Origin of the sequence: Flagellimonas lutimaris (assembly GCF_003581615.1) — a bacterium.
GTDB lineage: Bacteria > Bacteroidota > Bacteroidia > Flavobacteriales > Flavobacteriaceae > Flagellimonas > Flagellimonas lutimaris.
The window spans coordinates 426,898-452,466 of record NZ_QXFH01000077.1 but is presented as its reverse complement, the minus strand read 5'-3'; the positions used below and the strand labels follow the sequence as shown (position 1 = coordinate 452,466).

Annotated in this window: 22 protein-coding genes and 1 tRNA gene; 4 read left to right on the top strand and 19 right to left on the bottom strand. The window is 38.8% G+C overall.

Annotated elements, in window-relative coordinates; translation table 11 throughout:
- The first annotated feature begins 55 nt into the window (after nt 1-55).
- Nucleotides 56-1,684, top strand: a complete 1,629-nt coding sequence (locus D2V08_RS16210; protein WP_119609434.1) for an acyl-CoA carboxylase subunit beta — start codon at nt 56-58, stop codon at nt 1,682-1,684.
- A 3-nt stretch (nt 1,685-1,687) separates the two neighbouring features.
- Here D2V08_RS16210 and D2V08_RS16205 read toward each other — a convergent pair whose 3' ends face one another.
- From D2V08_RS16205 to menC, 5 genes are read right to left on the bottom strand one after another with little or no spacing between them, the layout of a single operon-like run.
- Nucleotides 1,688-3,421 carry a tetratricopeptide repeat protein gene (locus D2V08_RS16205; RefSeq protein WP_119609432.1) on the bottom strand — a complete coding sequence of 578 codons (1,734 nt, stop codon included), beginning with the start codon at nt 3,419-3,421 and terminating at the stop codon, nt 1,688-1,690.
- Between the two features lie 45 nt (nt 3,422-3,466).
- Nucleotides 3,467-4,813 (bottom strand): M24 family metallopeptidase, encoded by a 1,347-nt coding sequence (locus tag D2V08_RS16200; RefSeq protein WP_119609430.1) that lies wholly within the window; start codon nt 4,811-4,813, stop codon nt 3,467-3,469.
- 32 nt (nt 4,814-4,845) lie between these two features.
- Nucleotides 4,846-5,919 carry an AMP-binding protein gene (locus D2V08_RS16195; RefSeq protein WP_119609428.1) on the bottom strand — a complete coding sequence of 358 codons (1,074 nt, stop codon included), beginning with the start codon at nt 5,917-5,919 and terminating at the stop codon, nt 4,846-4,848.
- Nucleotides 5,897-6,835 carry a CPBP family intramembrane glutamic endopeptidase gene (locus D2V08_RS16190; protein ID WP_119609426.1) on the bottom strand — a complete coding sequence of 313 codons (939 nt, stop codon included), beginning with the start codon at nt 6,833-6,835 and terminating at the stop codon, nt 5,897-5,899. The genes D2V08_RS16195 and D2V08_RS16190 overlap by 23 nt, the downstream gene beginning before the upstream one ends.
- On the bottom strand, nt 6,826-7,878 hold the full coding sequence (menC, locus tag D2V08_RS16185) for an o-succinylbenzoate synthase (protein WP_119609424.1): 1,053 nt from the start codon (nt 7,876-7,878) through the stop codon (nt 6,826-6,828). The genes D2V08_RS16190 and menC overlap by 10 nt, the downstream gene beginning before the upstream one ends.
- A 45-nt stretch (nt 7,879-7,923) precedes the next feature.
- On the opposite strand from menC, the gene D2V08_RS16180 reads away from it, so the two are divergent.
- The gene (locus D2V08_RS16180; protein WP_119609422.1) at nt 7,924-8,718 is read left to right on the top strand and encodes an SDR family oxidoreductase; all 795 of its coding nucleotides are present in this window, start codon (nt 7,924-7,926) and stop codon (nt 8,716-8,718) included.
- Between the two features lie 2 nt (nt 8,719-8,720).
- On the opposite strand, the gene D2V08_RS16175 is transcribed toward D2V08_RS16180, so the two are convergent.
- From D2V08_RS16175 to D2V08_RS16135, 9 genes are all read right to left on the bottom strand, one after another.
- Nucleotides 8,721-10,682 carry a sensor histidine kinase gene (locus D2V08_RS16175; RefSeq protein ID WP_119609420.1) on the bottom strand — a complete coding sequence of 654 codons (1,962 nt, stop codon included), beginning with the start codon at nt 10,680-10,682 and terminating at the stop codon, nt 8,721-8,723.
- Nucleotides 10,683-11,214: 532 nt separating this feature from the next.
- The gene (locus tag D2V08_RS16170; RefSeq protein ID WP_119609418.1) at nt 11,215-11,970 is read right to left on the bottom strand and encodes a LytR/AlgR family response regulator transcription factor; all 756 of its coding nucleotides are present in this window, start codon (nt 11,968-11,970) and stop codon (nt 11,215-11,217) included.
- A gap of 33 nt (nt 11,971-12,003) precedes the next feature.
- A complete protein-coding gene (menA, locus tag D2V08_RS16165) occupies nt 12,004-12,912 on the bottom strand; it encodes a 1,4-dihydroxy-2-naphthoate octaprenyltransferase (RefSeq protein WP_119609416.1) in 909 nt (302 codons plus the stop codon).
- A 2-nt stretch (nt 12,913-12,914) separates the two neighbouring features.
- Entirely contained in the window at nt 12,915-13,514 is a 600-nt protein-coding gene (locus D2V08_RS16160) for an SPOR domain-containing protein (protein WP_119609414.1), read from the bottom strand.
- Between the two features lie 150 nt (nt 13,515-13,664).
- Nucleotides 13,665-14,495 (bottom strand): CvfB family protein, encoded by an 831-nt coding sequence (locus D2V08_RS16155; protein ID WP_119609412.1) that lies wholly within the window; start codon nt 14,493-14,495, stop codon nt 13,665-13,667.
- 81 nt (nt 14,496-14,576) lie between these two features.
- Nucleotides 14,577-14,918, bottom strand: a complete 342-nt coding sequence (locus D2V08_RS16150) for a DUF2853 family protein (RefSeq protein ID WP_119609410.1) — start codon at nt 14,916-14,918, stop codon at nt 14,577-14,579.
- A 39-nt stretch (nt 14,919-14,957) separates the two neighbouring features.
- Nucleotides 14,958-16,697, bottom strand: coding sequence for a 2-succinyl-5-enolpyruvyl-6-hydroxy-3-cyclohexene-1-carboxylic-acid synthase (gene menD, locus D2V08_RS16145; protein ID WP_119609408.1), 1,740 nt, complete (start codon nt 16,695-16,697; stop codon nt 14,958-14,960).
- 55 nt (nt 16,698-16,752) lie between these two features.
- Nucleotides 16,753-17,814 (bottom strand): chorismate-binding protein, encoded by a 1,062-nt coding sequence (locus D2V08_RS16140; protein WP_245980609.1) that lies wholly within the window; start codon nt 17,812-17,814, stop codon nt 16,753-16,755.
- Nucleotides 17,795-18,217: a PaaI family thioesterase gene (locus D2V08_RS16135; protein WP_119609406.1), complete on the bottom strand. Its 423-nt coding sequence runs from the start codon at nt 18,215-18,217 to the stop codon at nt 17,795-17,797. Before D2V08_RS16135 ends, D2V08_RS16140 begins: the two co-directional genes overlap by 20 nt.
- A 62-nt stretch (nt 18,218-18,279) precedes the next feature.
- On the opposite strand from D2V08_RS16135, the gene D2V08_RS16130 reads away from it, so the two are divergent.
- The gene (locus D2V08_RS16130; RefSeq protein ID WP_119609404.1) at nt 18,280-18,924 is read left to right on the top strand and encodes an alpha/beta hydrolase; all 645 of its coding nucleotides are present in this window, start codon (nt 18,280-18,282) and stop codon (nt 18,922-18,924) included.
- 7 nt (nt 18,925-18,931) lie between these two features.
- Here D2V08_RS16130 and D2V08_RS16125 read toward each other — a convergent pair whose 3' ends face one another.
- Together D2V08_RS16125 and D2V08_RS16120 are read right to left on the bottom strand one after the other, a co-directional pair.
- Nucleotides 18,932-19,858, bottom strand: coding sequence for a hypothetical protein (locus D2V08_RS16125; RefSeq protein ID WP_119609402.1), 927 nt, complete (start codon nt 19,856-19,858; stop codon nt 18,932-18,934).
- Between the two features lie 77 nt (nt 19,859-19,935).
- Nucleotides 19,936-21,192, bottom strand: coding sequence for an NAD(P)/FAD-dependent oxidoreductase (locus D2V08_RS16120; protein ID WP_119609689.1), 1,257 nt, complete (start codon nt 21,190-21,192; stop codon nt 19,936-19,938).
- Nucleotides 21,193-21,325: 133 nt separating this feature from the next.
- Here D2V08_RS16120 and D2V08_RS16115 point away from each other — a divergent pair, with 133 nt between their 5' ends.
- Nucleotides 21,326-22,882, top strand: a complete 1,557-nt coding sequence (locus D2V08_RS16115) for a M28 family peptidase (protein WP_119609400.1) — start codon at nt 21,326-21,328, stop codon at nt 22,880-22,882.
- A gap of 54 nt (nt 22,883-22,936) precedes the next feature.
- Here the strand turns inward: D2V08_RS16115 and D2V08_RS16110 are convergent, their stop codons facing one another.
- The 3 genes from D2V08_RS16110 to D2V08_RS16100 form a co-directional block, all read right to left on the bottom strand.
- On the bottom strand, nt 22,937-23,203 hold the full coding sequence (locus D2V08_RS16110; protein ID WP_119609398.1) for a hypothetical protein: 267 nt from the start codon (nt 23,201-23,203) through the stop codon (nt 22,937-22,939).
- Nucleotides 23,204-23,221: 18 nt separating this feature from the next.
- Nucleotides 23,222-25,177 (bottom strand): hypothetical protein, encoded by a 1,956-nt coding sequence (locus tag D2V08_RS16105; RefSeq protein ID WP_147374170.1) that lies wholly within the window; start codon nt 25,175-25,177, stop codon nt 23,222-23,224.
- Between the two features lie 193 nt (nt 25,178-25,370).
- Nucleotides 25,371-25,446 (bottom strand) — tRNA-His (locus tag D2V08_RS16100).
- Between the last annotated feature and the right edge of the window lie 123 nt (nt 25,447-25,569).

Genomic DNA, 25,569 nt, shown 5'->3' with positions numbered 1-25,569 from the left:
AAAAGTAATGATTATAACTCCTTATCTTTAACCAAAGAAACGAATTTACATTAGAATGGACATAAACTTCAACAAGAACGAAGACCATAATAAACTAAAACTTTCCGATTTAAAGCGCAGACTGGCCAAAGTGAAGCTCGGTGGTGGAAAAAAACGTATTGAAAAACATCATGCCAAAGGCAAGATGACCGCACGGGAACGCATTGATTATTTACTAGATGATGGCGCCCAATCCATTGAAATAGGCGCTTTTGCTGGCGAAGATATGTACGAAGAGCACGGTGGATGTCCATCTGGCGGCGTAGTTGTAAAGGTAGGGTATGTAAAGGGCAAACAATGCGTTGTTGTGGCAAATGATGCTACCGTAAAAGCGGGTGCATGGTTCCCTATAACCGGAAAGAAAAATCTACGGGCACAAGAAATTTCCATTGAGAACAATCTTCCGATTATTTATTTGGTGGACAGCGCAGGGGTGTATTTGCCCATGCAGGATGAAATATTTCCCGATAAAGAACATTTTGGACGTATTTTCAGAAACAATGCCGTAATGAGTAGCATGGGAATCACCCAAATTGCCGCTGTTATGGGAAGTTGTGTAGCCGGTGGTGCTTACTTGCCTATCATGAGTGACGAAGCTTTGATCGTGGACAAAACGGGAAGCATATTTTTGGCAGGAAGCTATTTGGTAAAAGCTGCTATTGGTGAAAGTATTGACAACGAAACCTTGGGTGGAGCAACAACCCATTCGGAAATTAGCGGGGTAACCGACTACAAGGCCAAAGATGATAAAGATGCTCTTAATAAAATAAAGAATATCGTTGATAAAATAGGTGATTTTGATAAAGCAGGATATAATCGCGTAGAAGCTAAAAAACCTGCTGAAATCCCAGAAGACATCTACGGTATTTTACCCGCATCCAGAAGTGACCAATACGATATGCTAGAAATCATAAAACGCTTGGTGGACGATTCTGAATTTGAACAATACAAGGAAGGCTATGGCAAAACCATTTTAACGGGATATGCCAGAATTGATGGTTGGGCCGTGGGCATTGTGGCCAACCAAAGAAAGGTGGTCAAGACCAAAAAAGGTGAAATGCAATTTGGCGGGGTAATTTATTCTGATTCCGCGGACAAGGCTACCCGATTTATTGCAAATTGCAATCAAAAGAAAATCCCCTTGGTGTTTTTGCAGGACGTTACCGGTTTTATGGTAGGTAGTAAAAGTGAGCACGGAGGTATTATAAAAGATGGTGCTAAAATGGTGAACGCCGTGAGTAATTCAGTGGTGCCAAAATTTACCATTGTAATAGGTAATAGCTACGGTGCTGGTAATTACGCCATGTGCGGTAAGGCCTATGACCCCAGATTGATTGTGGCTTGGCCAAGTGCCGAACTTGCGGTGATGAGCGGAAATTCAGCGGCTAAAGTCCTTATGCAGATTGAGAAGGCTAGCTTGGAAAAAAGTGGCAAACCCGTTGATGCTGAAAAGGAAAAAGAACTTTTTGACCAAATAAAACAGCGGTATGATGACCAAATATCACCCTACTATGCCGCAGCTCGACTTTGGACAGATGGCATAATTGATCCACTGGATACCCGTAAATGGATTTCTATGGGGATAGAGGCAGCGAACCACGCACCTATTGAGAAAAAGTTTAATATGGGCGTACTACAAGTGTAACTTCTACTTACTTTGAGCCACCCTTGAGGTTAGGTTAAAATCAAACAAATGCTGGTTGGCACCTTTTGTTCCCAACCGATATACCTTTATTTCCTTGCTTTGCAACTTGCTACCATAATTCCGGTAGATAGTTACTTTAACATAGGATGGCGTTAATTGTTTGTTTCCGTGATAAGTGGCATTTACCTTCCAGATACCAGGCAACTCGTCATCTAAGATAAAATCGGCCATAGAATAACCGAATTTCTTTTCGGACCTGATTCGTTCAGGCATTTCTGCCAAAGTATGCTTCCAGTTGAAATATTGGTTATCCGGATTTACAAACTGCAGGTCGAATTCCGCTTCGGAATCGTTCCATTCAAATACCAATCTTGTGGAAAAGTCATCTTCCTCGTATTTCTTCCTGTTTTTAATCTTTAGTGTACTGTTCTCCAATTTGAACAAGTTCTTGATCTCTCGCTTCATGATAATGCCCAATTCCATACTATCGATTGGTAGCATTCCCTCATCCTGAAGATAGGCATGTCTGGCGTACAAAGTAGTGGCCGATTTTGGCTCGCCAACGTTACGATAGCTATTGGCCATATCAATAAAGCTTTGAGCATAATCTGGACGTAACCAATATATTTTTTTATAGATGTCATGGGCCCTATCGTATCTTTCCTCACTTTCTAAGGTATAGGCCAGCGCTTTTAACAATACTGGGTTTTTATCCATTGCATCAATAAACTCCTCCATAATTTCATTGGCAAAGTCCTCTTCTCCTTGTTGTTCATAAAAATATGCATAGGAGTCCAAAAGAAAATGTGGATGACTGCCATAGGCAGCTCTATTGGTATTGTAAATGGTTTTTGCTTCTGCCAACGAGTTACTTTGACGAAGCTGTTTCGAATAATTGGGCAACGTCTGCTCAGTTATATTTTCGGCAACATCACCTTCCTCTACAAAGTTATTGCGGAGCTTTGCGCGATCATAAGGTTTACCGTTCTCCCTAGGGGTAATAGTTCCTGTTTTGGTATTGATTACAACAACGCCCCCTAAACCAATGGTACCATAAAGAGAGGTCGCGATCAATGAAGGAATAAAAGCCATCCTTTTTATATTTCCAACGAACTGAAAGCAATCCACTTTACTTAAAACCATGCCATCCACATCAAAAACCGCTTTTCTTGGGAAATTTATACTTTGAAGCCCTCTCATGGATACAATAAGTTCACCCTTTGGGCTGCAGTATGATTTTACTCCAGCAAATTGACCTTGAATGGCCAAACTTAAGTTGAGTTCTTGATTTAATTCTTCCTCATCGAGAATTCTCATTGAAAAGACTGAGGTTTCCTTATCCATAAAACCAAAAGCTGATTTTATAATATTTGGATTGGAATCATATTCCAATTTCATTTCCTTTTGTCCTTTTAAAATGGATTTGGATACAGTTACCTCATCCAATTCTTCTACCCTAATGTTCATTTTTACATTAAGTATTCGGGTAACATCTTCTACCATAATAGTTATGGTATCCATACCCATATAAGTGTATTGAAGTTCTTCCCTCGGTTTGGCCATAATTTTATATTGGCCCTCTGCATCCGAGGTCGTTTTACTGCCCGAAGCCAAATTGGCGATCTGGACATTGGACAAGGGTAATTTACCGTCGGTAACACGACCGGTAATCGTTTTTTGACCATGGGTCAAACCAGAAAACAATAGGAATAATCCTGTAAAAAATAGTAATCTCATAGCAAATTGAAAATTAGGCGATTACTAAATTTACAAAAAAAATAATCAGTTCCCTAAATGTGATTTTGGTCTTGGAATAAGCAATAATTCGGTTTGTCTGCCATTGATATACCTGAAGCCATCTTCACCAAAAAAACCAGGTTCCTCCAACATAATCCTAATGTCCCTGTTCCATTCCGGAATGTTCACCGTTGCATTCAGTTCAATGGCATAAGCAGTATTTGGGTTTAAAGGATAATTTTCACCATCATCCTTCATAACACCATCTTGCGAATCCCACATACCAATCGTAGTCCCTGCGGAGTGCCCATAAGTCCCAAGGGGATGTGTATAAATGGCTGGTTTTAGCCCAGCATCTTTTGCATCTTGCAATGCTTTTGCCAAAATATCGTTACCTACCCTTCCTTCAACCATGTTCTGGGTGAGAAAGTCTTGTACTCGGTTGCCATCGTACAAAGCATTTACCAAAAAAGATGGTGCTTCGGTTTCTTCCGGTTGTAGCACGTAGGCCAATTCTTGACAGTCGGTATTCAAACGCAAATAGGTAATTCCAAAATCACAATGCAACAAATCACCACGTTGAATTACTTCATCATCTGGTCTTCCTGAAAAAGAATAGAGATGTCCGACCAGCTCCTCACTGGTTCTTTGTACATCTACGGTAGGGTGAAACCAAGTCTCCAAACCTAAATCTGTTACTTTTTGACGCATCCACCACTCTACTTCGGTTGTGGTGGTGATTCCCGGGGTAATCACTTTTTCCGAAAAGGCTTCTTCGATAATATCGTGGGTAATATCCGTTAACTGGTTAAAAATCGTCATTTCCCTAGGCGTACGCGTCTCAATCCATCGCACCGCCAATTGTTCTGCAGATACTACTTTGGTTTGATATTTTTTGGGAAGATTAGCCATGAACTCGTCATAATCTGTTTTATCAAGACCATCGGCAACGTTGTGATCTTTAGAAAAATTCAAACCAATTTTATCTGGGTTTCGCTCCTCAATCAACTGTATCAATCTTTTCCACTGATTTGGTTCTTTTTCCTTGTCCCAAGCCGAGATGATACTCTTGCCTATATTGTATCTGGCAACAGCTAGTTTTTCTATGGTATTTTTATCCTTGTCCCTATAAAAAAGAAGTATGGTTCTTCTTCGTGCATTTAACCATTTCGCTGGCAGCATGGTTCGGAGCACAGGATCTTCGTTGTATTCTCTAGATATCAACACCCACATGTCCAATCCTGCATCATCCATTAATTTTGGAAGTAAATTATTGAAACGTTCTTCAAGAATTTCGTCTACTACCCTAGCGCGTTCAACTTCGGGGAGTATTTGTTGGGAAATGGCAATAAAAGGTAAAAGTAACAGTGCTAGCTTGATGGTTTTTCGCATGGTTGATTTTTTGAAATTTTAATGTACAAAACTTAGATAACTTGTTGTAATGTTTTTTTTCGATTCACCTTATTGGTTGATGTTTCCTTGAACAATTTTACAAAGTAAACTTTCTTGGGCACTTCGTATTTTGAAATATCTTTTAAGCTTTTAATATCTTGAAGTAATTCTTGTTCATTGATTGGTTCCCCCTCAACAACCAACACCAATTGTTGTCCTAAGGTCTCATCAGGAGTTCCAGCGACAAAAAAGCGTTGCTTTATCAGAGAGGATAATTTATTCTCAATCTTTTCAGGGACCAATTTAATGCCTCCCGAATTGATAATGGAATCGTACCGTCCTAGCCATTTAAATTCAGTATCATTTTCTAATTCCACTAAATCGTTGGTGACCACTTTCTCTTCTGAAATTTTAGGTGCATCGATTACAAGGCAATCCCTGTCGTCTTGAGATACGGAAACACTGGGGAGGGTTTCAAAATAGTTAGTTGAATCTTCAGCTATTCTTTTTACGGCAATGTGTGTAATGGTCTCTGTCATACCATACGTTTCATACGCCTCTACCTGTAGCTTGGCAAGCTGGCTACGTAAAACTGGGTCTACGGGTGCTCCGCCTATTATTAGTTTTTTAACCCTAAATAAATCGCTCAAAGAATTTTGAACTTGTAAGGGCACCATGGCCACAAAATCGTAGGTTTTTTTAGTGTTGGCCAAAGGAGTTGATGAGGGTTCCACATAATCCAATTGCAAGCCCAGCACCATGGCTCGGACCAACATCATTTTGCCAGCTATTCCAGTGCATGGCAGGCACAAGAGTACTTTTTGCTTCGGTTTTAGCCCAAAGTATTCGCCCGTTGCCAAGGCAGAATTGACCATATGCTCCTTTTTAAGCACTATGGTTTTAGGCCTTCCTGTAGATCCTGAAGTATGGACTTTAATTGTTGTCTCGCCTGAAGCCCAGTCCAATAAAAAATCTCCAATTGATTTTTGAAAAGGTTTTCCCTTTTCAACGAGGTCTTCGCCTATTTGAGAAAGATTTTCAAAACTATCCGGAATATCGTTTAATCTAAACTCTGAATGTATTTTATGCCAAGTCGGATGCTCCATCGGTCAATGCTACAAATTCTTCTTTGGTCAACACTTTTCCAAAAAGTCGATCTTTCCAGTTTTTCCAGCCATATTTTTTTGAGAAAACAAACAATAAGATAGGATAAACCACAAATACGGGAATCAGTACATCCCAGCCCAATACAGGTTGTGATATGTCTTTAAAGATTGAATCCGTTTGAAATGCCGTCCAATCCGAAGTGACCAACAAGGCCGTTATCAAATTATTGGCTGCATGGAATCCAAGAGCCAATTCCAAGCCTTCATCCATCAAAGTCAAAATTCCTAGAAAGAATCCTGTACCGATGTAATAAATCATGATTCCAAAACCTAGCTTTTCCACTTCAGGGTTCGCAGCATGCATCAAACCAAATAAGGTGGAAGTGAATACCAATGGAACCCATCTGTTTTTGGCCATGAGTCCAATTCCCTGCATCATGTGGCCCCTAAACAGATATTCTTCAAAGCTAGTCTGGAGTGGAATCAGTAATATGGCTATAATAGCCAGTGGAATAAATTTTATAAGATTAAAATTAAGTTCATACTTCTCAGGTGAAAAATAGATATCGATTCCCGTAAGCAAAATGGTAACACCGCCCCAAAGCACAAATGCGTATATGATTCGTTTCCAGTCAATTTTTTTTCGTGAGGTGGTCAAAGAGGTGATGGATTGTTGATGGACCAACAACGTCCAGCCCAAAACCACAAAAAAACCAACTACCAATGGTGCCAGTAACATAATCAACACCAAATTGGTTCCAAACTGATCAATAATCTTTTGTGTGAGTTCGTCAACGCTTACTGCGGAGTTTATGGTCACGATATAATTCCAAATCATAAAACCTATAAAACCTACTGGTAGTACCAAATACTTCCAGAGACCTTCGTTCCCCTTATATCCTTGTTCTATGTACATATTTCTTGTATTAAATCCATATCCCAGACATTTGATTGTCTGTAGAAAAGTTTACCCTCGGCCACTTGCAAAGGGCTTCCAATATTATTGGTGAACAGACTACCGGTTCCCAAACCTTGTGGCATTGTTGTGTTCAAAGCATACGTGAACTGTGCTATTGCATTTAATCCAATATTACTCTCCAGAGCACTTGTTATCCACCATCCAATATTTTGTTTTTCAGCTAGTGCTATCCATTCTCGGCTACCTTTTATCCCGCCTACCAAACTCGGCTTCAATATTATATATTGAGGTTGAATTGTTTGTAGCAGTTTCGCCTTTTCTGTTACATCAAAAACTCCGATTAATTCCTCATCCAAAGCAATTGGAAGTGGTGTTTTTTCGCAGAGTTTGGTCATTTCTTCCCATTGGCCTGCTTTTATGGGTTGCTCAATGGAATGTATCTTAAATGTGGATAACCTTTCCAGTTTTCCCATTGCTTCTGTTGGTAAAAAAGCTCCATTTGCATCCACACGTAGTTCTATTTCCTCTGGTGAAAAATTATCCCGAATCGCTTTAAGAATAGAGGTTTCTTTTTCAAAATCGATGGCACCTATCTTCATTTTAATGCACCTAAAACCGTCTTTCAGCTTTTGTTCCAATTGTTTGAGCATATAAGTCTCGTCTCCCATCCATATAAGTCCATTTATGGGTATCGGCGATTCCTTTTGGGTGAAACCCGAAGAGAAGAGTTCAAACGGATTTTTGGATTGTAACGACAAAAAAGCTTGCTCTACACCAAATTGAATGGATGGGTAATGCCTTAAATGATTCAACATTTCATCCTTTCCCAATTGAATATTATCACATACCCATGCCAATTGTTGTTCGTAATCTGTCACATCGTCCACACTCAATCCCCTTAAAATTCCACACTCCCCTATTCCAAATGCACCACCATCGTTAATGATGATGTACCAGGTTTCTTTTTGGGTCATGATTCCACGCGAGGTACCGCTGGGGACTTTAAAATTAAGGGTATACTTTTTATAGCTTGCTTTCATGAAGTATACCAAATTTAAGTATATTTTAAATCTAAAACAGCACTTATGTCAAGTATCAATGGAAAAACCATTTGGGTAACCGGAGCTTCTTCGGGAATAGGTAAAAGTTTGGTCATAACACTGAGTTCATATTCTTGTAATTTGATTATTTCATCAAGGCGTAAAGACGAGCTTATGAAAGTAAAAGAGTTGTGTGAAAGCCCTGAGAATATTTCCATTCTACCCTTAGACCTCAAAAACCATGAAGAGATGGAGAATCTGGCTCAAAAAGCCATTTCCTTTTATGGTAAGGTGGATATTTTGGTTAACAATGCTGGGATTAGTCAACGTTCCTTGATCAAAGACACCAAATTGGAAGTTTATGAGCAGCTCATGGATATCAATTATTTGGGTACCGTGGCACTCTCCAAAGCTATTTTACCACATTTTATCGCCAATAAGTATGGCCATTTTGTAACAGTGACCAGCTTAATGGGCAAATTTGGTTCGCCTTACCGTTCTGGTTATTGCGGGGCCAAGCATGCCCTGCATGGTTTTTTTGATGTGATGCGAATGGAGCATGAAAAAGACGGCGTGAAGGTTACGATGGTTTGCCCCGGCTTTGTACAGACCAATGTGGCCAAAAATGCATTAACTGCTGATGGCTCACCTCAAAAAGATGATGATGTTGCCACGCAAAACGGAATTACCCCTGAACTGGCAGCAAAAAAAATGATTTCCGCCATTGAAAAAGACAAATTTGAGGTATATGTTGGAGGAAAAGAAGTGAAGGGAGTTTACTTAAAAAGATTTTTCCCCAAACTACTGCACAAAATGGTATTGAAAAGCCAGGTACGGTAATATCAACTAAAGTTGAACCAAAAACGCACCCCTTCAACTTGCCTATCCACATTTAATTTGGATTGTAACTGGTTTACCAAACGATTGATGAGGCGAATACCCATGGACGAGTGTGCACGCTCATCGGTATCTTCTGGAAGTCCTATGCCATTATCGGTGTATTCAAAATAGCCTTGGTCTCCGTTTTTACGCAAATGGATATATATCTTACCGTCATCATCATTCTCAGGAAAGGCATATTTAAATGAATTGGATACGAGTTCGTTCAATATCAAACCAAATGGAATGGCACGATCAATGTCCAACTCGGTGCCTTCTGCATCGATGGTAATGCTAATATTGTGACCTCCTTTTTTGTAAACGGATTGTACGCTATTAATCAAACTTTCGATATAGCCTTGCATTTCTATCACCGAAAGATCATCGTTCTGATATAATTTTTGATGTATCAAGGCCATGGCCTTTACCCTACTCTTTCCTTCCTCCAATGCTTCAATTGCTGCTTTACTCCGGGTATTTTTTGTTTGTAGGCTCAATAAACTGGATACCATCTGGAGATTGTTCTTTACCCTGTGGTGTATCTCTTTAAGCAATGAGTCTTTTTCTACAAGTGAATTTTCAATGATATGTTTTTGCTCCGCGATCAAACGCTGATTTTTGATACTTTTAAGGTAGGCATACACCAACCCTGCAAAACCTAAAAGGGTAAATATCAAAGAAATGAACACCAAATTGATTCGTTCGTCCTTGGCTTTCATCTCGCTCCGGGCTAATTCGTTGATCCTCTTTTGCTCGTCTATGAGCCTTTGTGAATTCTCCAAATTCTTATTGGCAACAATGGTTACCAATTGCTGTTTTATTATGGTCGATTGCTTTTCTGCCAAGGAGTCTTCAATCCTTTCATTGCGTTTGTAGTACGCTGCTGCATTCTTGTAACTTTCTATTTTATCGTAATAGGCTGCCAATAGGCTGTTCCTTTTTATGGTTTGAAAAACATTGATGTTGTCAAACTCCTGATCAAGTATTGTTTTTGCTTTTGAGAAAGCATCTTCCTGTAGATTGGCTTCGGCTAAAAACAGGGAGTTTTCCACCACTTCGCTTTGGTCTGCATTGCTGGCGGATGTTTTTAAGACTTCGATGCTTTCTTCCAACAAGGGGATGGCCGTCTCATACTCACCCAATTCCACATGACATTTGGCAATACCGCCATCTATTCTGGCCTTGAGCAATTCGGCTTCAAAGATGTCGCTTTCACTGTTTTGAATGGATACATCGTTAAGGTAAACGTTCAAGTAGCCTTTGGCTTTGTTCAATTCTTTAAGGGCAGTTGGAGCGGAGTCGTCCAATCGAAGGTAGTTGCCCATTTTAGTGTGGTACTTGGCCAAACCATAGGAATCGTTGTCAGCTATGGTGGGTTTTACCTCTTGGGCATATTGTTGCCAAGCTTCCCTGTATAGCCCTAAATTGCTATAGATATCATAGAAAGCAATGTTTTCGGTAATACCCAGTTCACGCTTTTCTTCACGTACTTCTATTTGCTTATCATACAATTGAAGGTTAGCATAGTTATTGTCGAGTACGTCGAGTATTACCTTTTGGTATGCTACATCAAAGGAATCCTTGGTATCCATCAATTCCTTGGCGAGGACGGTACTCTTGTCGTATTCACCCAAATCATTATAAACCTGCGCTTGCATTATTTGGTAGAGACGGGATGCAATGGTATCCTCCGTTTTTTCGGCATTGGCCAGATAGATTTTGATGGTATCCAACCAATCATAGGCAGAATTCACATTGTACCGGTCCAAAGAATTGAAAAAGACCTGGAACCGCTGAGCGGGTTGGTCGGTATCCTGAAATTCTTTCAGGACACTTTCCTCATCTCCATCAATAGTCTGTGCCGTTGTTGTGGAAAGAAAAACAAAATATATCGTGGTAAATAAAAGTCTTACGTAACGTCCCATTAATTTAATTGATACAGTGACCACGCTTTGCGTTGCCCTATATTATTATCGTGCCCTTTTTTCCTTTATTGCCCCGATAACCAATTGAATTCAAAAAATAAAACAGTTAACTGAAATTCAATGTATGGGGTATATAAAGAACGTTAGTTTGGTTACAAAATTAAATCCCAAAGGAAAGAGTTGATCACTATTGTTGTGAAAGTGTTATTTTCTGTTGTGAAAAGATAAAGTTTGTATGTGAAGAAGCATTTTATCGATGTTTTATGCTTTTCATGGAATAAACCAAGCGGCACAAAGCGTATCAAATTGAAAAAGGCCCTGCTTTTTACAACAAGACCCTTTTACGAGAACACTATATGAAAATGAAAAAATTACTTTCTGAATTATTACACTACTAAAGTATGGGTATTGAAAGTGTGAAGAAAAATATTGTTGTGAACTCTTTAAAAGTTGTGGTTATCTTACAATTATAATATTCACAAAAAAAAGTGCCCATTGGGCACCTTATAATATTCTTTAAATTGAGGGAACATTAACTGTTCATTGATGAAAGAATAAACTCCTTAAAGTCCTTGGATATAGGGATAAGATTATTGTTGATCATAATATCTTTAGAATTGATGGCATCGATATGGTCTACATTTACAATGTATGATTTATGGGCCCTATAGAATTTGTTCTTTGGCAGTTTTTCCAAATAATCCTTCAATGGCGACCGAACCAAAAACTTTTTGTCCACCGTATTTACCTCCAAATAAACATTATCCGCTTTTATAAATTGGATGTCGGTAAATTGAATCCGGTAATAAAGATGTTGCTTCTTTACAAAGATAGAATCCTTTAATACAGAGTTGGAGGTTATCTCATCTGCAGCTTCTTGGTCTTCCATTTTACCGACTCCTTTTTTAGCATAGTTAAAATTGGAAAGAGCTATTTCTATCGATGTATAGAGGTCTTGCTGTTCAAAAGGTTTTACCAAATAACCGTCTGGCTTTACCGTTTTTGCATTTTCAACGGTAGCACGGTCCGAGTTGGAAGTGACAAATATGAAAGGTATGTTGTATGTTTCACGAATATGCTTACCGAGATCGATACCTGTTTTGTCGGATGCCAAGATAATATCAATCAACACCAAATCAACATGGTTGTTTTTTAATACATCAACTGCCTGTTCGTACACTATGACATTGTCAACAATTTCATAGCCGATTTCCTCTAGCATGGATTGCATATCATCTGCGATGATAACATTATCCTCTACGATTAAAATTTTTATCGGATGTTCCAAGTTCCTTAAAGTTTATTTGGTTGTTAATCAAATTTACAAAAAAATATTGACTGAAATGAAGAATAAAATAGCTAACAAAAAGGTACTCAACGCTACTTTCTTAAGTTCTGGATCTAAACTGGCTGGGTTTTTGGTCATCATTACTTTTCTCAAATGAATTAATAATGGCACAAATGCCAACATAAAAAATGAATATCTCCAGTCAAAACTTTCTATCCAAACAAACAATGAAAAGCAAATCAATGCTCCGAAAATCAAAAGGAAATGATATCGCTTTCCGTTTTCAAACCCCAGAGACACAACCATGGTAATCTTACCATGCTTTTTGTCGGAAACCATATCGCGCAAGTTATTCAGGTTTAGCACTGCTACACATAAAAGCCCAATGGAAATTGCAGGCAAAAGCGAAGTCCATCCAAGAGTTTTCGTATATAAAAACATACTTCCTAGAACACCTAACAATCCAAAGAAAAGGAATACGAAAAGGTCCCCCATACCCCTGTAACCATATGCGTTGGAACCTACGGTATATTTTATGGCCGCCCAGATACTTAAAAGACCAAGAACAAAAAAAACAAGTATATAGGTAAGGTTCTCTTGGCCAAAAGCTAAGTAAATAAGAGTCAAGGCAACCGCCATACTGATAAGAATAGAGATAATAATTCCTGTTTTGAGCGATTTTCGGGTGATGGAACCACTTTGTAGTGCCCTTGCCGGGCCTATTCGGTCTTCATTGTCGGTTCCTTTAACCCCGTCGCCGTAGTCGTTGGCAAAGTTAGAGGTGACCTGAAAACCAACCGTGGTCAAGAGGGCCAGTATAAATATATGCATCTCAAACCGACCTTCTAAAATGGCCAATGCAGTACCAACAATAATTCCCGATAAAGAAAGAGGAAGTGTACGAAGTCTAGCAGCTTGTATCCAAGCCTTTGTATTTCCCAAGATTAATACGGATCTTCTATTTTAACTCTTTGACCATCTTTGTAGGAGGCGACAAATGCATCATTAAAACCCATTTGAACCAATTGTTTTCTAAATTTCTGCGCTTCTTCCAGAGTTTCAAAATTACCAATGGAATACGCATAAAAAGGATTGGTTTTCACAAAGAGAGTATTAGTCAGTGCCTCGGAAGCCAAGGTTACGTTGTTTTCTACAAAAGACTTTACTTGAACAGAATATATTTTCTCCTTGTTCAAAAACTCTTTGGCCAAGTAAAATTCTTTCACCAAACTGAGCTCTTCGTTTTGACTTTTAAGATTATCAATCCGAGCTTTAATTACTTGCAAGCTATCCAAAGAATATAAAACATTACTTTGGTTTTCAAAAGATTGCTTACTGCTTAGCCCCGCCGTAAAGGAAGTAATGGCCAAAGTGCCTATCACAAAAAGTCCGACAAAACCCAAAAGAATATTCCGTTGCAGTTTTATTTTACGAAGGTCTTTATTCTTGTATTTTATTTGGTCTAGAAGTCTTTCGTTGATAATCTGGGCCTTATCTATATCCTTATGAAGGTCCAACAAATCGCTTTCTTCAATAAAAGGCATATTGTGAAGGGGTTATAATTAAATGCTATGCTAAAAACATAACAACCAATAAGTTAATCTGAATCTATACAAAAATAGAGTTTTTGCAGAAAGAAAAAAACTTTACGCCTGTAAAGCTTCAAATAATCTGGTCTCGTTGGATTCTTTTAATTAAATTAAGTGAATTCCATCATCTTGAATGTTGATTTTACGTTGGCGATATAAAATTCCAACCCCTTTTTTAAAAGCCTTTTTACTGAGGTGCAATGTCTTTTTGATGTCCTCTGGAGATGATTTATCGTGAAGAGGTAAAAATCCATTGTTTTCCTCCAATTTATCCAATATCATTTTTGCGGTTGGTTCCAACATTTTGGCACCAATTGGCTGTAGAGATATATCTATTTTTTTATCATCCCTAACATTTTTCACGTATCCTTTTAACTCATCTCCAACGGAAACAGGCTTAAAAATATCACTATCAAAAATGAGTCCTTTGTGCATGTTATCCACAATAACCTCCCAACCTAATGGGGTTTTACGATATACCAAAAGATTCACTAGGTCATTTTGATTATAATCCAAACTTTCATTTGAAAGAAACTTATCTACCCTACTCGACCCTGTAAGACGCATGCTTTCCTCGTCCATGTAACAATGAACAATATACTTGTTCCCGTCTTCCATTCTTTCTGACTGTTCCCTAAAGGGAACAAGCAAGTGTTTTTCCAGACCCCAATCCAAAAAAGCACCGTATGCTCCAACTTCGACCACTTCCAGATAAGCAAAACCATTACGGATTAGCTTGGGTTTTAAAGTTGTGGAAATGGGTCGTTCGGCATTGTCCAAATAACAAAACACTTTCATGTCTTGGTCTATTTCAAAATCTTCGGGCACATATTTGTTTGGCAATAGTATTTCCGTGCCCTCATCATCTCCCAAAAAAAGTCCTATGCTAGTGCTTCTTAACACCTTAAGGGTATTGTAGTTTCCCAATTCTATCATTTGGCAAAGGTAGCTGTAAATTATGGGTATAAAAAAAGCTGCCCCTAAATCAAGAGCAGCTTCCTTGGCGTTGTCGTAATCCTAATTATAAACCGATTCTTTTCCAAAGTGTTTGGCCAACATATAATAAATGACCGCACGGTGTTTGTTCTTTTCAGACTTTCCATAAGCATCTATAACGCTATTAATGGATTCCATCAAAGCTGGTGTTTCTGCCAAACCTAATTTTTTGATCAAAAAATTGTTCTTTACGGTTTCCAATTCCTTCTCATCGGAACCAGAAACTTTTGAGGCATCCAAATTATAAATGGCCGGTCCCAAGCCTATGGCCACTTTGGTCAACAAATCGATGTCTGGCGTTTGACCAAATTTACTTTTGATGTCCTCGGCGTACTTTTCTATTAATTCGTCTCTTTTACTCATAATTTTGTTAGTGTTCTTGTTTGACTTATAGCTAAAGTTCTAAGATATGAAATCGAAGTACCCAAGCAAAATTTTATTGTTTAAAACCCGTGGTGTGGCGACTTCCATGATTTTAGGTTTCGTAGATTTTAAATAGAATCCTTGGAGAGATTCTTCCAGTTCAGCTTCATTTTCGGCACTGATATGCTCAAAACCGTACATATCTGCCAAGTGTTTAGCAGATAATTCGTGACTCGTCTCAAAAAAGGTCTCAAACTCTTTTGTATCCTCTTTCCCTGGTAGTATTCTAAAGATTCCCCCGCCAGAATTATTGATAAGGATAATTCTAAAATCAGGACGTATATATGTGTTCCACAACGCATTACTATCATAAAAAAAACTTAGGTCGCCCGTTAGAAGCAATGTTGGTTCTTTGCTGTAAATAGAGCTACCCACGGCCGTTGATGTCGTCCCGTCTATACCACTTGTACCTCGGTTACAGAACACTTTTAACGACTCATCCATAGGAAAAAGTTGTGCATACCTAACCGTTGAACTATTTGCCAAATGTACTTGATACCCTTTGGGTATTTTTTTTATGATTTGGTCAAAAGCAACAAAATCGGAAAATGGGATTTTCTGAAGATAAGCCCCTCGTTTTTCTTCATACTTCTCCTTTTTGTTCTCCCAAAATGCCTTGAAATCACTTTCGCCCGAACCATTTTCCCCCATGTTTGTGAAAAACCGGTTGGGACTGATTTTGATATGTTTCGTCAAGCAATAAAAAGTATCGTTTGCTTTTTTAATGTCCACATGCCAGTGCTGTTTTGGCTTGTACTCGCGCAGAAAGGCTTTTATTTTTTTTGAAACAATCAAACCTCCAAAAGTCACCAAAAGCTCAGGTTGTAATTTTTTGAAAAGTTCATCGCTATTCTCTGATTTTTCAATGGGGGCAATAATACTATCTATGCTCTCAAAAAATTCAGGATGGTGCAAGTTGGATGTTGTCTCTGTAAACAACAAAGTATTGGGGTCTCTCGCCAAAGCTTCCAAAACCTTTGTTTCAATTGTATTCGGCTGATTCACCCCCACCAAAACCATTTTACGCGGACTATTATTCCAAACATTGGCTAATTCTTCCCAATTTTCCTCACTTGATGTATCTTCTTTCAAGCTTTTCTCGAAATCTTTAATCTGTACTGATGGCACTTCTACCCTACCATACAAAGGTTCTTCAAACGGGACGTTGATGTGAACGGGGTATTTTTCATCAAAAGCCACTGCAAGTGCTTTGGTTACTTCTCCTTCATTATATTTTTGAATTTCCTCTTGACTTTCATTCAACAGCGACTTACCATATTTTGAAATGGTATTTGTTACGTGAGAAACATCTTGTTTCAAATTAGCAGAATAGCCAATGTGCTTTTCCAGTACATTTTCTTGTCGGATGGTCTGTCCATCTCCAATATCAATTCGATAACTGGGCCTATCCGCAGAAACCACAATCAAGGGAATATCACTATAAAAAGCTTCAGCTACCGCCGGGTAAAAATTCAACATGGCGCTACCAGAAGAGCAAAGCACCGCCACTGGTTCCTGCAAATGCTGAGCCATACCCATGGCAAAAAAAGCAGCACAGCGCTCATCTACAATGCTGTAACAACTAAAGAAGGTGTTTTTGGTAAAACCGATGGTCAATGGGGCATTTCTAGACCCTGGCGAGATAACAATATTTTTAACTCCCCTTGATTTGAAATACAATACCAAGGTTTGCGCAGAAGGTATATCTGAGTACATCATGGACTACAAAAATACATCATCTGGATAGTAAATTGCTATAATGTACGGCATCATTTTACAGAATACCCAGCATGGTTTTGCTTTTGTTTTGGGTCTCAATCCATTCGCTTTCGGGGTCGGAGGCCTCCGTAATTCCCCCTCCCACAAAAATGGAAGCCGTATCGCCCTGTAATTCCATGCACCTTAAATTTACGAACAAGGAGAGCTCTCCTTGGGAACGTAGATTCAATTCGCCCAAAAATCCTGTATAAAATGTTCTTTTATAGTTTTCGTTCTTATGAATGAATTTCTGAGCTTCATCCGTAGGGATTCCACATACAGCGGGAGTAGGATGCAAAGCTCGGACAACTTCGCTAACCTTTAGGTTAGGCAACATAGTACCACGTACCTCTGAACGTAAATGCCAAAGGTTGCCTGCCCTTACCGATTCCGCTTCGTCAATTTCCAAACGTTCCATGGTATGGGCCAATTTATCCCCGATATACTCCGATACCATTTGTTGCTCCTCAATTTCCTTGTTGCCCCATTTAGGGGTTTCATCTTCAATAAAGGGCAAGGTAGCAGCCAAGGACATGGTCTTCAATTTTTTGTCCTTTACCTTTACCAAGGTTTCTGGTGTGGCACCGCACCATGTTCCAACTTTTGGGTGATGAATAAAATATGCAAAGGCATTGGGGTATTTACTTAGTAATGTTTTAAATATTTTGAAGGGCGGTTTTGTAATGCGCACTTGTATTTTTCTGGAAAGCACTACTTTTTGAAGTCTACCCGTTTCAATCTCTTGAATTCCTTTTTTCACCAATTCGATGTGTACCTCCTTGCCTGATTCATCCAAATTAATGTCTTTTATAGCTTCCGATTTTTCTGTTTGATATTTTCCTTCCCAAACCTCATCGGGTTGAAGCAAAACAACTTGATTGTCATCATTAAAGGGAGCAAACACAAATCCTTTTTCAGTAAAATCTTTGGAGGACCTTAGTTCATCGTTGGACTGAAAAACACCAAATACATCCGTTTCATTAGGTTTTCGATATACCACAAAGGGCAAACCACTGTCATAACAATCTTTTGCCCTATCCAAAATCTCCTGCAGTGTTTTAGTTTCTGGGTAGCGCAATGGTTGTCAGTTTACAATTGGAAATCAGATTACCCTCCTCGTCTGTAATTTTTATTTCCCAAAGCTGGGTAGTTCGTCCTTTATGAAGAATGGATGCCCTTGCATAAACAAATCCTTCTTTAATGGACCGCACATGGTTGGCCGCAATCTCGATTCCACGAACAACGAACTCTTTTGCATCCAGGAAAATAAAGGATGCGGCACTGCCCACACTTTCGGCCAACGCCACCGAGGCACCTCCATGGAGTACTCCATCAGGCTGATGCACCTTTGGTGTAACAGGCATTTTGGCCAAGAGGAAGTTTTCGCCAACATCAATATAGGTGATGTCCAATGTCTCCATTAGGGTTCCTTTGCAAATCTGATTACAAACTGATAGAATCTTCTCTTTGTGTTCGTTCATCCCTCTACTTTTTTGTAAAATTACACAAAGCTTTTGCAATATCTAACAAAGCCCTATCAATCATGTCCAACAAAGAAAAGACGGTAACCTACACCACCGAAAATACATACCTGACGCAGAACGAATTAGGTGCGAAAACCAAAAATGTCTGGTTGGTTTTTCATGGTATCGGATACCTAAGCCGGTATTTTGTTAAGTACTTTAATGGTTTGAATGCTGAGGAAAATTACATTATTGTTCCTCAAGCTCCATCCAAGTATTATCTAAAGAACGAATACAAATATGTTGGTGCAAGTTGGTTGACCAAGGAGAACACCGCTACCGAAGTAAAAAACGTCCTCAATTATATTGATGCTGTTCTTGAGGCTGAAAATCTTCCGGGAAATGTAAACCTCGTCCTTTTTGGATTTTCACAAGGGGTATCTGTAGCTACTCGCTGGTTGGCAAGAAAAAAGACGGAATGTAAATTGATTGCACTATATGCAGGTGGGATTCCCAATGAACTTACTGCTGAGGATTTTGAGTTTTTGGACCAAAACGCCACTGAGATAAAAATCATTTATGGTGACCAAGATGAATACCTAACACCGGACCGATTAAAAGGTGAAAAAATCAAAATAGATAAATTATTTCATGGCCTAGCAGAGACCATTACCTTTAATGGTGGACATGAAGTTAAACCGCAAATTATCAATAACTTAATTTAGCTTCCGCTTAATTGGTGGTTTCCTCCTTAGGTGCTTCTTCTTCGTAATATTTGATAGTTCTGGTGATGTAAGTATTACTGGGAGCAACAATTTGTTTTACCCAATTACTTGGATCATGGCTATCAAATTGAAAAATATACTTGTCCGCAGATTCTGTATTTATCGTTTTCTTTACCACTTTGCTCAAAAACCCATCCGTATAGTGATAAAAACGTTTTTTCTGCGAAACAAATTCCTTTTCGACCATATCGTATAAAAAGTCTTCGCTGGTTACCAAATTACCCATGCTATTAAAAACTTCTTCAAGGGCTGTGTTGGGTTCACCATCAATATACTCCTTGGTAAGTACCACCTTTTGAGTATCATTGGGACCTTTTTTAGTAGAAGTCCTAACAGATTTTTGTAAAATTCCATTGGTAAATGTACTTACCGTATGTTCATTCTTTATTTCTGAATATTCAAAAGTGGTTTCATCTACTCCATCACCATTGGATGATATAATCCGAACCAACTTTCCTTCATCATCATAATAATATTGTTCTTGCTCTAAAAACTGTTTATCATAAGAAACTATCTTCTCAATAACTTTTCTGTTCGGAATCGTATCCACTTCGTAAAAGTTGGCCATGGAAGTGGATTCATCCAAGACATTATTCTTATAACTTTCCATACGTTTTTCTACCAGTTCACCATTATTGTATTTATAGTAAGTGATGTCTTGGTCGTTATCATTGTATTGGGTAACAGTCTTGGTCAACACACCATCCTTATTAAATTCGAATAATTCCTTGCCATAGTCCGCAGAAACCAAACATGACTCAACCCGTCCTTTAAGGTCAAAATCCTCTACAGTAAAGATTTGTACCTCTTGAGACCATATTCCAAGAATCTGGAAGAATGAAAAAAGTAATAATATGGTGTAGTGTTTTTTCATGCGGTAAAATTACTCGTTAAAAACGCAACTGAAAAATCTAAACCGCATATATCCTGCCACAATCAGCAAGAAATGTCCTAAAATCTACGTTGGGGGTCAAAAGGTGAAATGTCCATCGAGGTTTTATCACCAGAAATAATTTCTGTGACCAATTTACCTGTTGCAGGTCCCATGCTCCATCCCATCATGGCATGCCCGGTAGCAATGGTCAAATTATCAATGTTTTTGGGTCTGCCTATGTAAGGAAGTCCATCGGGCGAAACCGGTCTTAATCCACATTTCGCATTGCTTTTGGCTTCTTCGGGTATTTGGAGGCCTTTGTAGTACCCTTCGACTCCCTTTGCAATGGCCTCTACCCTTTCCTTTCGGATCGTATGATTTATTCCAGAAAATTCCATGGTGCCTGCAAAACGAGTGAATCCTTCCATTGGGGTGACGGCAATCTTTTTTTCCATTAAAATGGCAGGCATGGTAATATTTGTAGGCTTTTCCATATTGATTCTATATCCCTTACCTGCTTGCAATGGTAATTTTAAATTCAATTTTTTAGATAAATCTGAGGTCCATGAACCCGCAGCAAAAACAACTTCATCCGCTTTGTAAGTTGCCTTATTTGTTTTTACTTCTGTTATCTTTCCTTCGGAAACAGATGCATCCGTTACTGCTTCATTTTTATGAATATCGACACCATGTTCAACTAGATATTCCAACATTCTTTTCATAATCTGTGGAGGAGTGGTATGCCGGTCACATTCCCAAAGAATGGAACCTTCAGCATTGATTTCCACATTTGGTTCAAGGTTCTTCAATTCATCCTTGGTGAGCAACCTGCCACCTAATCCCAACTTTTTTGCCTTCTCCACAACTTCCATTTCATGGTCGCGGGCTTCATTGGACTGGAACATCATCAATAAGCCTTTATCTCCAATTTGAAACTTTCCCAAATCGCCAGAAGCTTGTATGCCTTCATACAGTTCCCTACTCAAAAGATTGATATCCCTAATCACGGGCATAGCCTGTTTTACTTTAGCTTTGGTAGAGGATTTTTTAAAATACCAAGCCCACTTGATAAAGTCTAGGTCTAACCGTGGTCTCATATAAAATGGACTGGAAGAATTGAACATGTATTTCAATCCCTGTGTAATCATACCAGGTGAAGCCAAGGAAACAATATGGCTCGGGGTAAGGTATCCTGCATTTACAAATGAAGCTCCCGAAGTAATGTCCGATTTGTCCAACACGGTTACCCTGTGTCCTGCCTTCTTCAAAAAATAGGCTGTGGAAAGTCCCACAATTCCACCCCCGACTACAATCACACTTTTGTTCTTGCCCATAAATACAAGTTTGTGGTATTCATTAAATGAAGCGCCAAGATACATAAAGGGTGGGAAAATGTTAATTGGCACATAGGGATTTCTTTATCAAACTTTTGACTATTTTTGGAAGATTTTGAAAATATACAGACGAATGAAAAAACTATCCTTATTGGTCTTGGGCCTAGCCTTAGCCTGTAATTCTTCTCAGAAGACCGTTTCTGAGGCACCACAGCCCAAGCCAATGGCAAGTCCAGTGGCCTATGCGGAAACGATTACACAGGAAGACCTAAAAGAACATTTATATACCTATGCTTCGGACGAATTCGAAGGAAGGGAAACAGGGACTCCTGGACAAAAAAAGGCCGTTGAATATATAAAGGCCCACTACGAATCGTTGGACGTGCCACCTGCCCAATCCAACGGCAATTATTTTCAAAAAGTTCCATTAGAAGTTTCCAAGGTTCCCGAGGGCACCATGAGCATAAACAATACAACTTTTGAATTGGGAGAAGACATACTTACATTCTCCGCAGCAAAGGGAAACTACACCAATATAGTGTATGCCGGTTATGGGATTGAAGATGGTGATTACTCCGATTATTCGGGTATCGATGTTACGGGAAAGTTTGTATTGATAAAAGCCGGAGAGCCCGTGAATGAAAATGGCATGTATGAAATTTCCGGGAATATGGAAAAGTCCGTTTGGAGCAATGCATCCGAAGCCATTGGTAAAAAGAGTGATATTGCCCATTCTAAAGGAGCCAAAGGAATCTTGTATTACGATATGTTGAGTTTTCCAAGGTTTCAGGGCTATTTCCAGTTTATGAAAAACAACAAAAGTGGAAGAATGCAATTGGCTTCCGACAATAGTGATGATATACTGATCTATTTGAACGATGCCGCCGCCAAAACCCTGAAAGGGGATATTGAGGAAGATCACGTACCCAAACCCATCACAACAGATATTAAGATGGATATTACCAGTGGCAATGATGAAATAAACTCGGAAAATGTGGTTGCATTTATTGAAGGAACGGAAAAACCAGAAGAATACGTAATAATCTCTTCACATTTGGACCATATTGGAGTTACTGCCGATGGACAAATAAACAATGGGGCAGACGACGATGGTTCGGGTACCGTAGCCTTATTGGAGATTGCCCAAGCCTTTAAAAAAGCCGCTGATGAGGGTAATGGTCCAAAACGTTCAATGGTTTTTTTACATGTAACAGGTGAGGAAAAAGGTCTTTTGGGGTCGAGGTACTATACCGATGTTGACCCAGTAGTTCCTTTGGAAAACACCGTGGCCAACCTTAACATTGACATGATTGGTCGAATAGATCCAAATTATACTGGCGCCAGAAATTATTTATACCTCATTGGTTCTGATAAATTGAGCACTGAATTACACAATCTGTCGGAAGAAGTAAATAAAAAGTACACGAACATTGAGTTTGATTACACCTATAATGATGAGAACGACCCTAACCGTTTTTATTATAGAAGTGATCACTACAACTTTGCGAAAAACAATATTCCAATCATATTCTATTTCAACGGTACCCATGCGGACTATCACCGACCAGGCGATACTCCCGACAAAATAAACTATGATCTCTTGGAAAACCGCTCAAGACTTATTTTCCATACGGCATGGGAAATAGCAAACAGACCAAGTAGATTGTTGGTAGATAAAGCGGCGGATTAATAAATCTTATTCGTAAAAAATATAAAGCCCTTATAAATAAAAGCTTTTTTTATTTTAAAAACTATAACTGTGCCCAAAAGTAACGGTGAGTTCATTCCTTTTACCCGTAGACAAACTTTTGAACAACTGAATAACATTCAAATGGAAATTGTGTTTCTCTTTAAACACATAAGAAAGGTTTGCTCTTAGGTTGGTTACACTAGTTCTAGCCGTTTTTGAATTGCTGGTATTGTAGGATGCACCAAAATTGGTATTCAACGTATTCTCCAAAAACTTGTTATTGACATTCAAAGTAGGCCCCCAAGTTGATGAGTTTTCCATGCCCACAGTATTAAGTGTTCAATTGAGTGCTGTGGTAATGTTTACATTTTTATTGGGCAATCCCATGGTATAGGAAACATTACCGTTATGAAACGTGGAGGCATTGCCAATCCTGACCACGCCATCTTCTGCATTGGATACATCCGCCAAAGCATAGTTTATATTGATATTTTGCTGTAAATCCTCCTTTTTGGAAAGAATGTAATTGATATTAATGTTGGCATTTTGTGATAATTGTTTATAATCCAAAACATCATATTGGTCATCCAATAAGTTGTCATCGTTGATTACTTCAAACTGATCTACCCTGGCATTGGTAAAAGTGGTAAAGTTGGAATACGAGCCTGTTATCGTCAATAATTCTGAAGCATTATATGTAGCGTTTAAAGAACCTACGGTCCTATTCATGGAACGCTCTTTTTGGTTTTTAAGATTATCTCTTTGATATCCAATATTGAATGCTAGATTTAATTTGTTATCGAACAAAACCGTACTGGAGTTTACCGTAATGTTCTCGAAATCGTTGTTAAAAAAATAAGCCCCAAGCGTTTCGTACCCTGGAGCAATACGTTCGTAGGCGACTCCCAAGGTGGATTTATCAAAACTATAGTCCAATCCTGCACGGAAAGCATCAAAATATTCGGTAGAAATTCTATCCTCCAAAAATAGTCCGGCCAAATTCGATGGCCTCGAATCCAATACTTCAGCTCTTAAATCTTGGGTCATACCGGATGTGGCATAAGTTGCATTGAGCTGTAAATTACTCAATAGTTTATACGACCCCTCCAGACTCAGCACCAAATTCTCCTTTGGTGCTATTTCTTGCTCATCAGGAACCGGTGCAATGGAGTTGATATCGTCTTTGGCATAAAATGCTATGACTCCAGCACTGTACTTCTCTTGCTCATACCCCACTTTTACCCCATAGCCCATACGTTGAAAAGCCGGAATGGTCTGTTCGTCCCCATCAAATTCGGTGGCCTTTAACATTCTGCCGGCCATAACGCTTACCTTCCAAGGACCATTGGGGGTCAGCTCTACCCCACCGCCGGTAAATTGATGTCCGTTCAAGGTATAGGGAGAAAAACTCATGGCAACACTTCCTGCATGACCTTGTACCCACTTGTATTTGGGGTGTAGGCTCAATCGATTAATATTAAATGGCAAATTGTAGTTCAACTGTTCCCCTTGATTGGAATAACTGTAACTGATGGGCATACTAAATTGATAGAAGGAGATATTAAGGTTGCCCTGTAAAAAATAAGTGAAAGGTTCCCGCCCCATCTCTTGGTTGGAATTATAAAAAATACCGTTGGATGATATCCCACCATCCAGTTTAAAGGCCTTGCCTTTTCCCAAGGTCTCCAAATCAAAGCCTCCCTTTAATGCCACTAATCCATTACCTCCATTAATTGGAATGCCTATATCTCCCAATAAAACCAAATTGGCATCGCCATATATTCCTCCTTGATGGGATATTTTTATGTTGTCCGCACCAAAAAATAATTCTATTGGAGTTCCATCATTCTCTGATTGCGGTATACGGATGTGCACAAATGCCGTAACCTCAGTATATTCAGGCATTATCTTAGCCTTATTAATGGCCATGGTATAGGTAATAGTCCCTATCTTCTTTTTAACACCTATTGGTAAGATTGCAAAGTCTTTTGATGAAATGAGGTCTATATAATTTTGAGTTTCTTCCAGTTTTTCAAAAACCGTTTGGGCTATACCTACTTGCTCATTTGTGATGGTATCCCTAGAAAAATTTCTATTGATATAGTTTTGGTCAAATTCACTTATTGCATGGGAAGAAATTGAAAAATAATTTGGTGAGTTATCGCCTAACCCATCAAAAACCCGACTAACAGTCTTTTTATTTAATAATGAATCTGTTTCTTTTGAAATACTTGCCTTAACTGACTGAAATGTTTGCAGAGTCAACAGGCAAAATAGTATTAACCTTTTGAACATAAAGAATTACCTTTTTTCTGGGGGAAGAGAAACGTATTAGTTGTTTGTTGGAAAAGTACTCGAAAAGAAATGTAATTCTTGTCTGAATTGACGGATGGCCTGTTTCAATTGACGAATGAGGAAAAATTCATTGACAGAAATACAAAAACAAAAAAAATCCCAAACCATAAGACTTGGGATTTTACAAACTTAAGGGTGGAAGACGGGATTCGAACCCGCGACCCTCGGTACCACAAACCGATGCTCTAACCAACTGAGCTACAACCACCATTTAAAGCGGATGCAAAAATACTTTTTTGTAATGATTCAACCAAAATATTTTTCAAATTCCATCAATTTATTATCACACACTAAATGTCTTCATCAAATCCCAACTTTTAATTCGCTGGCAA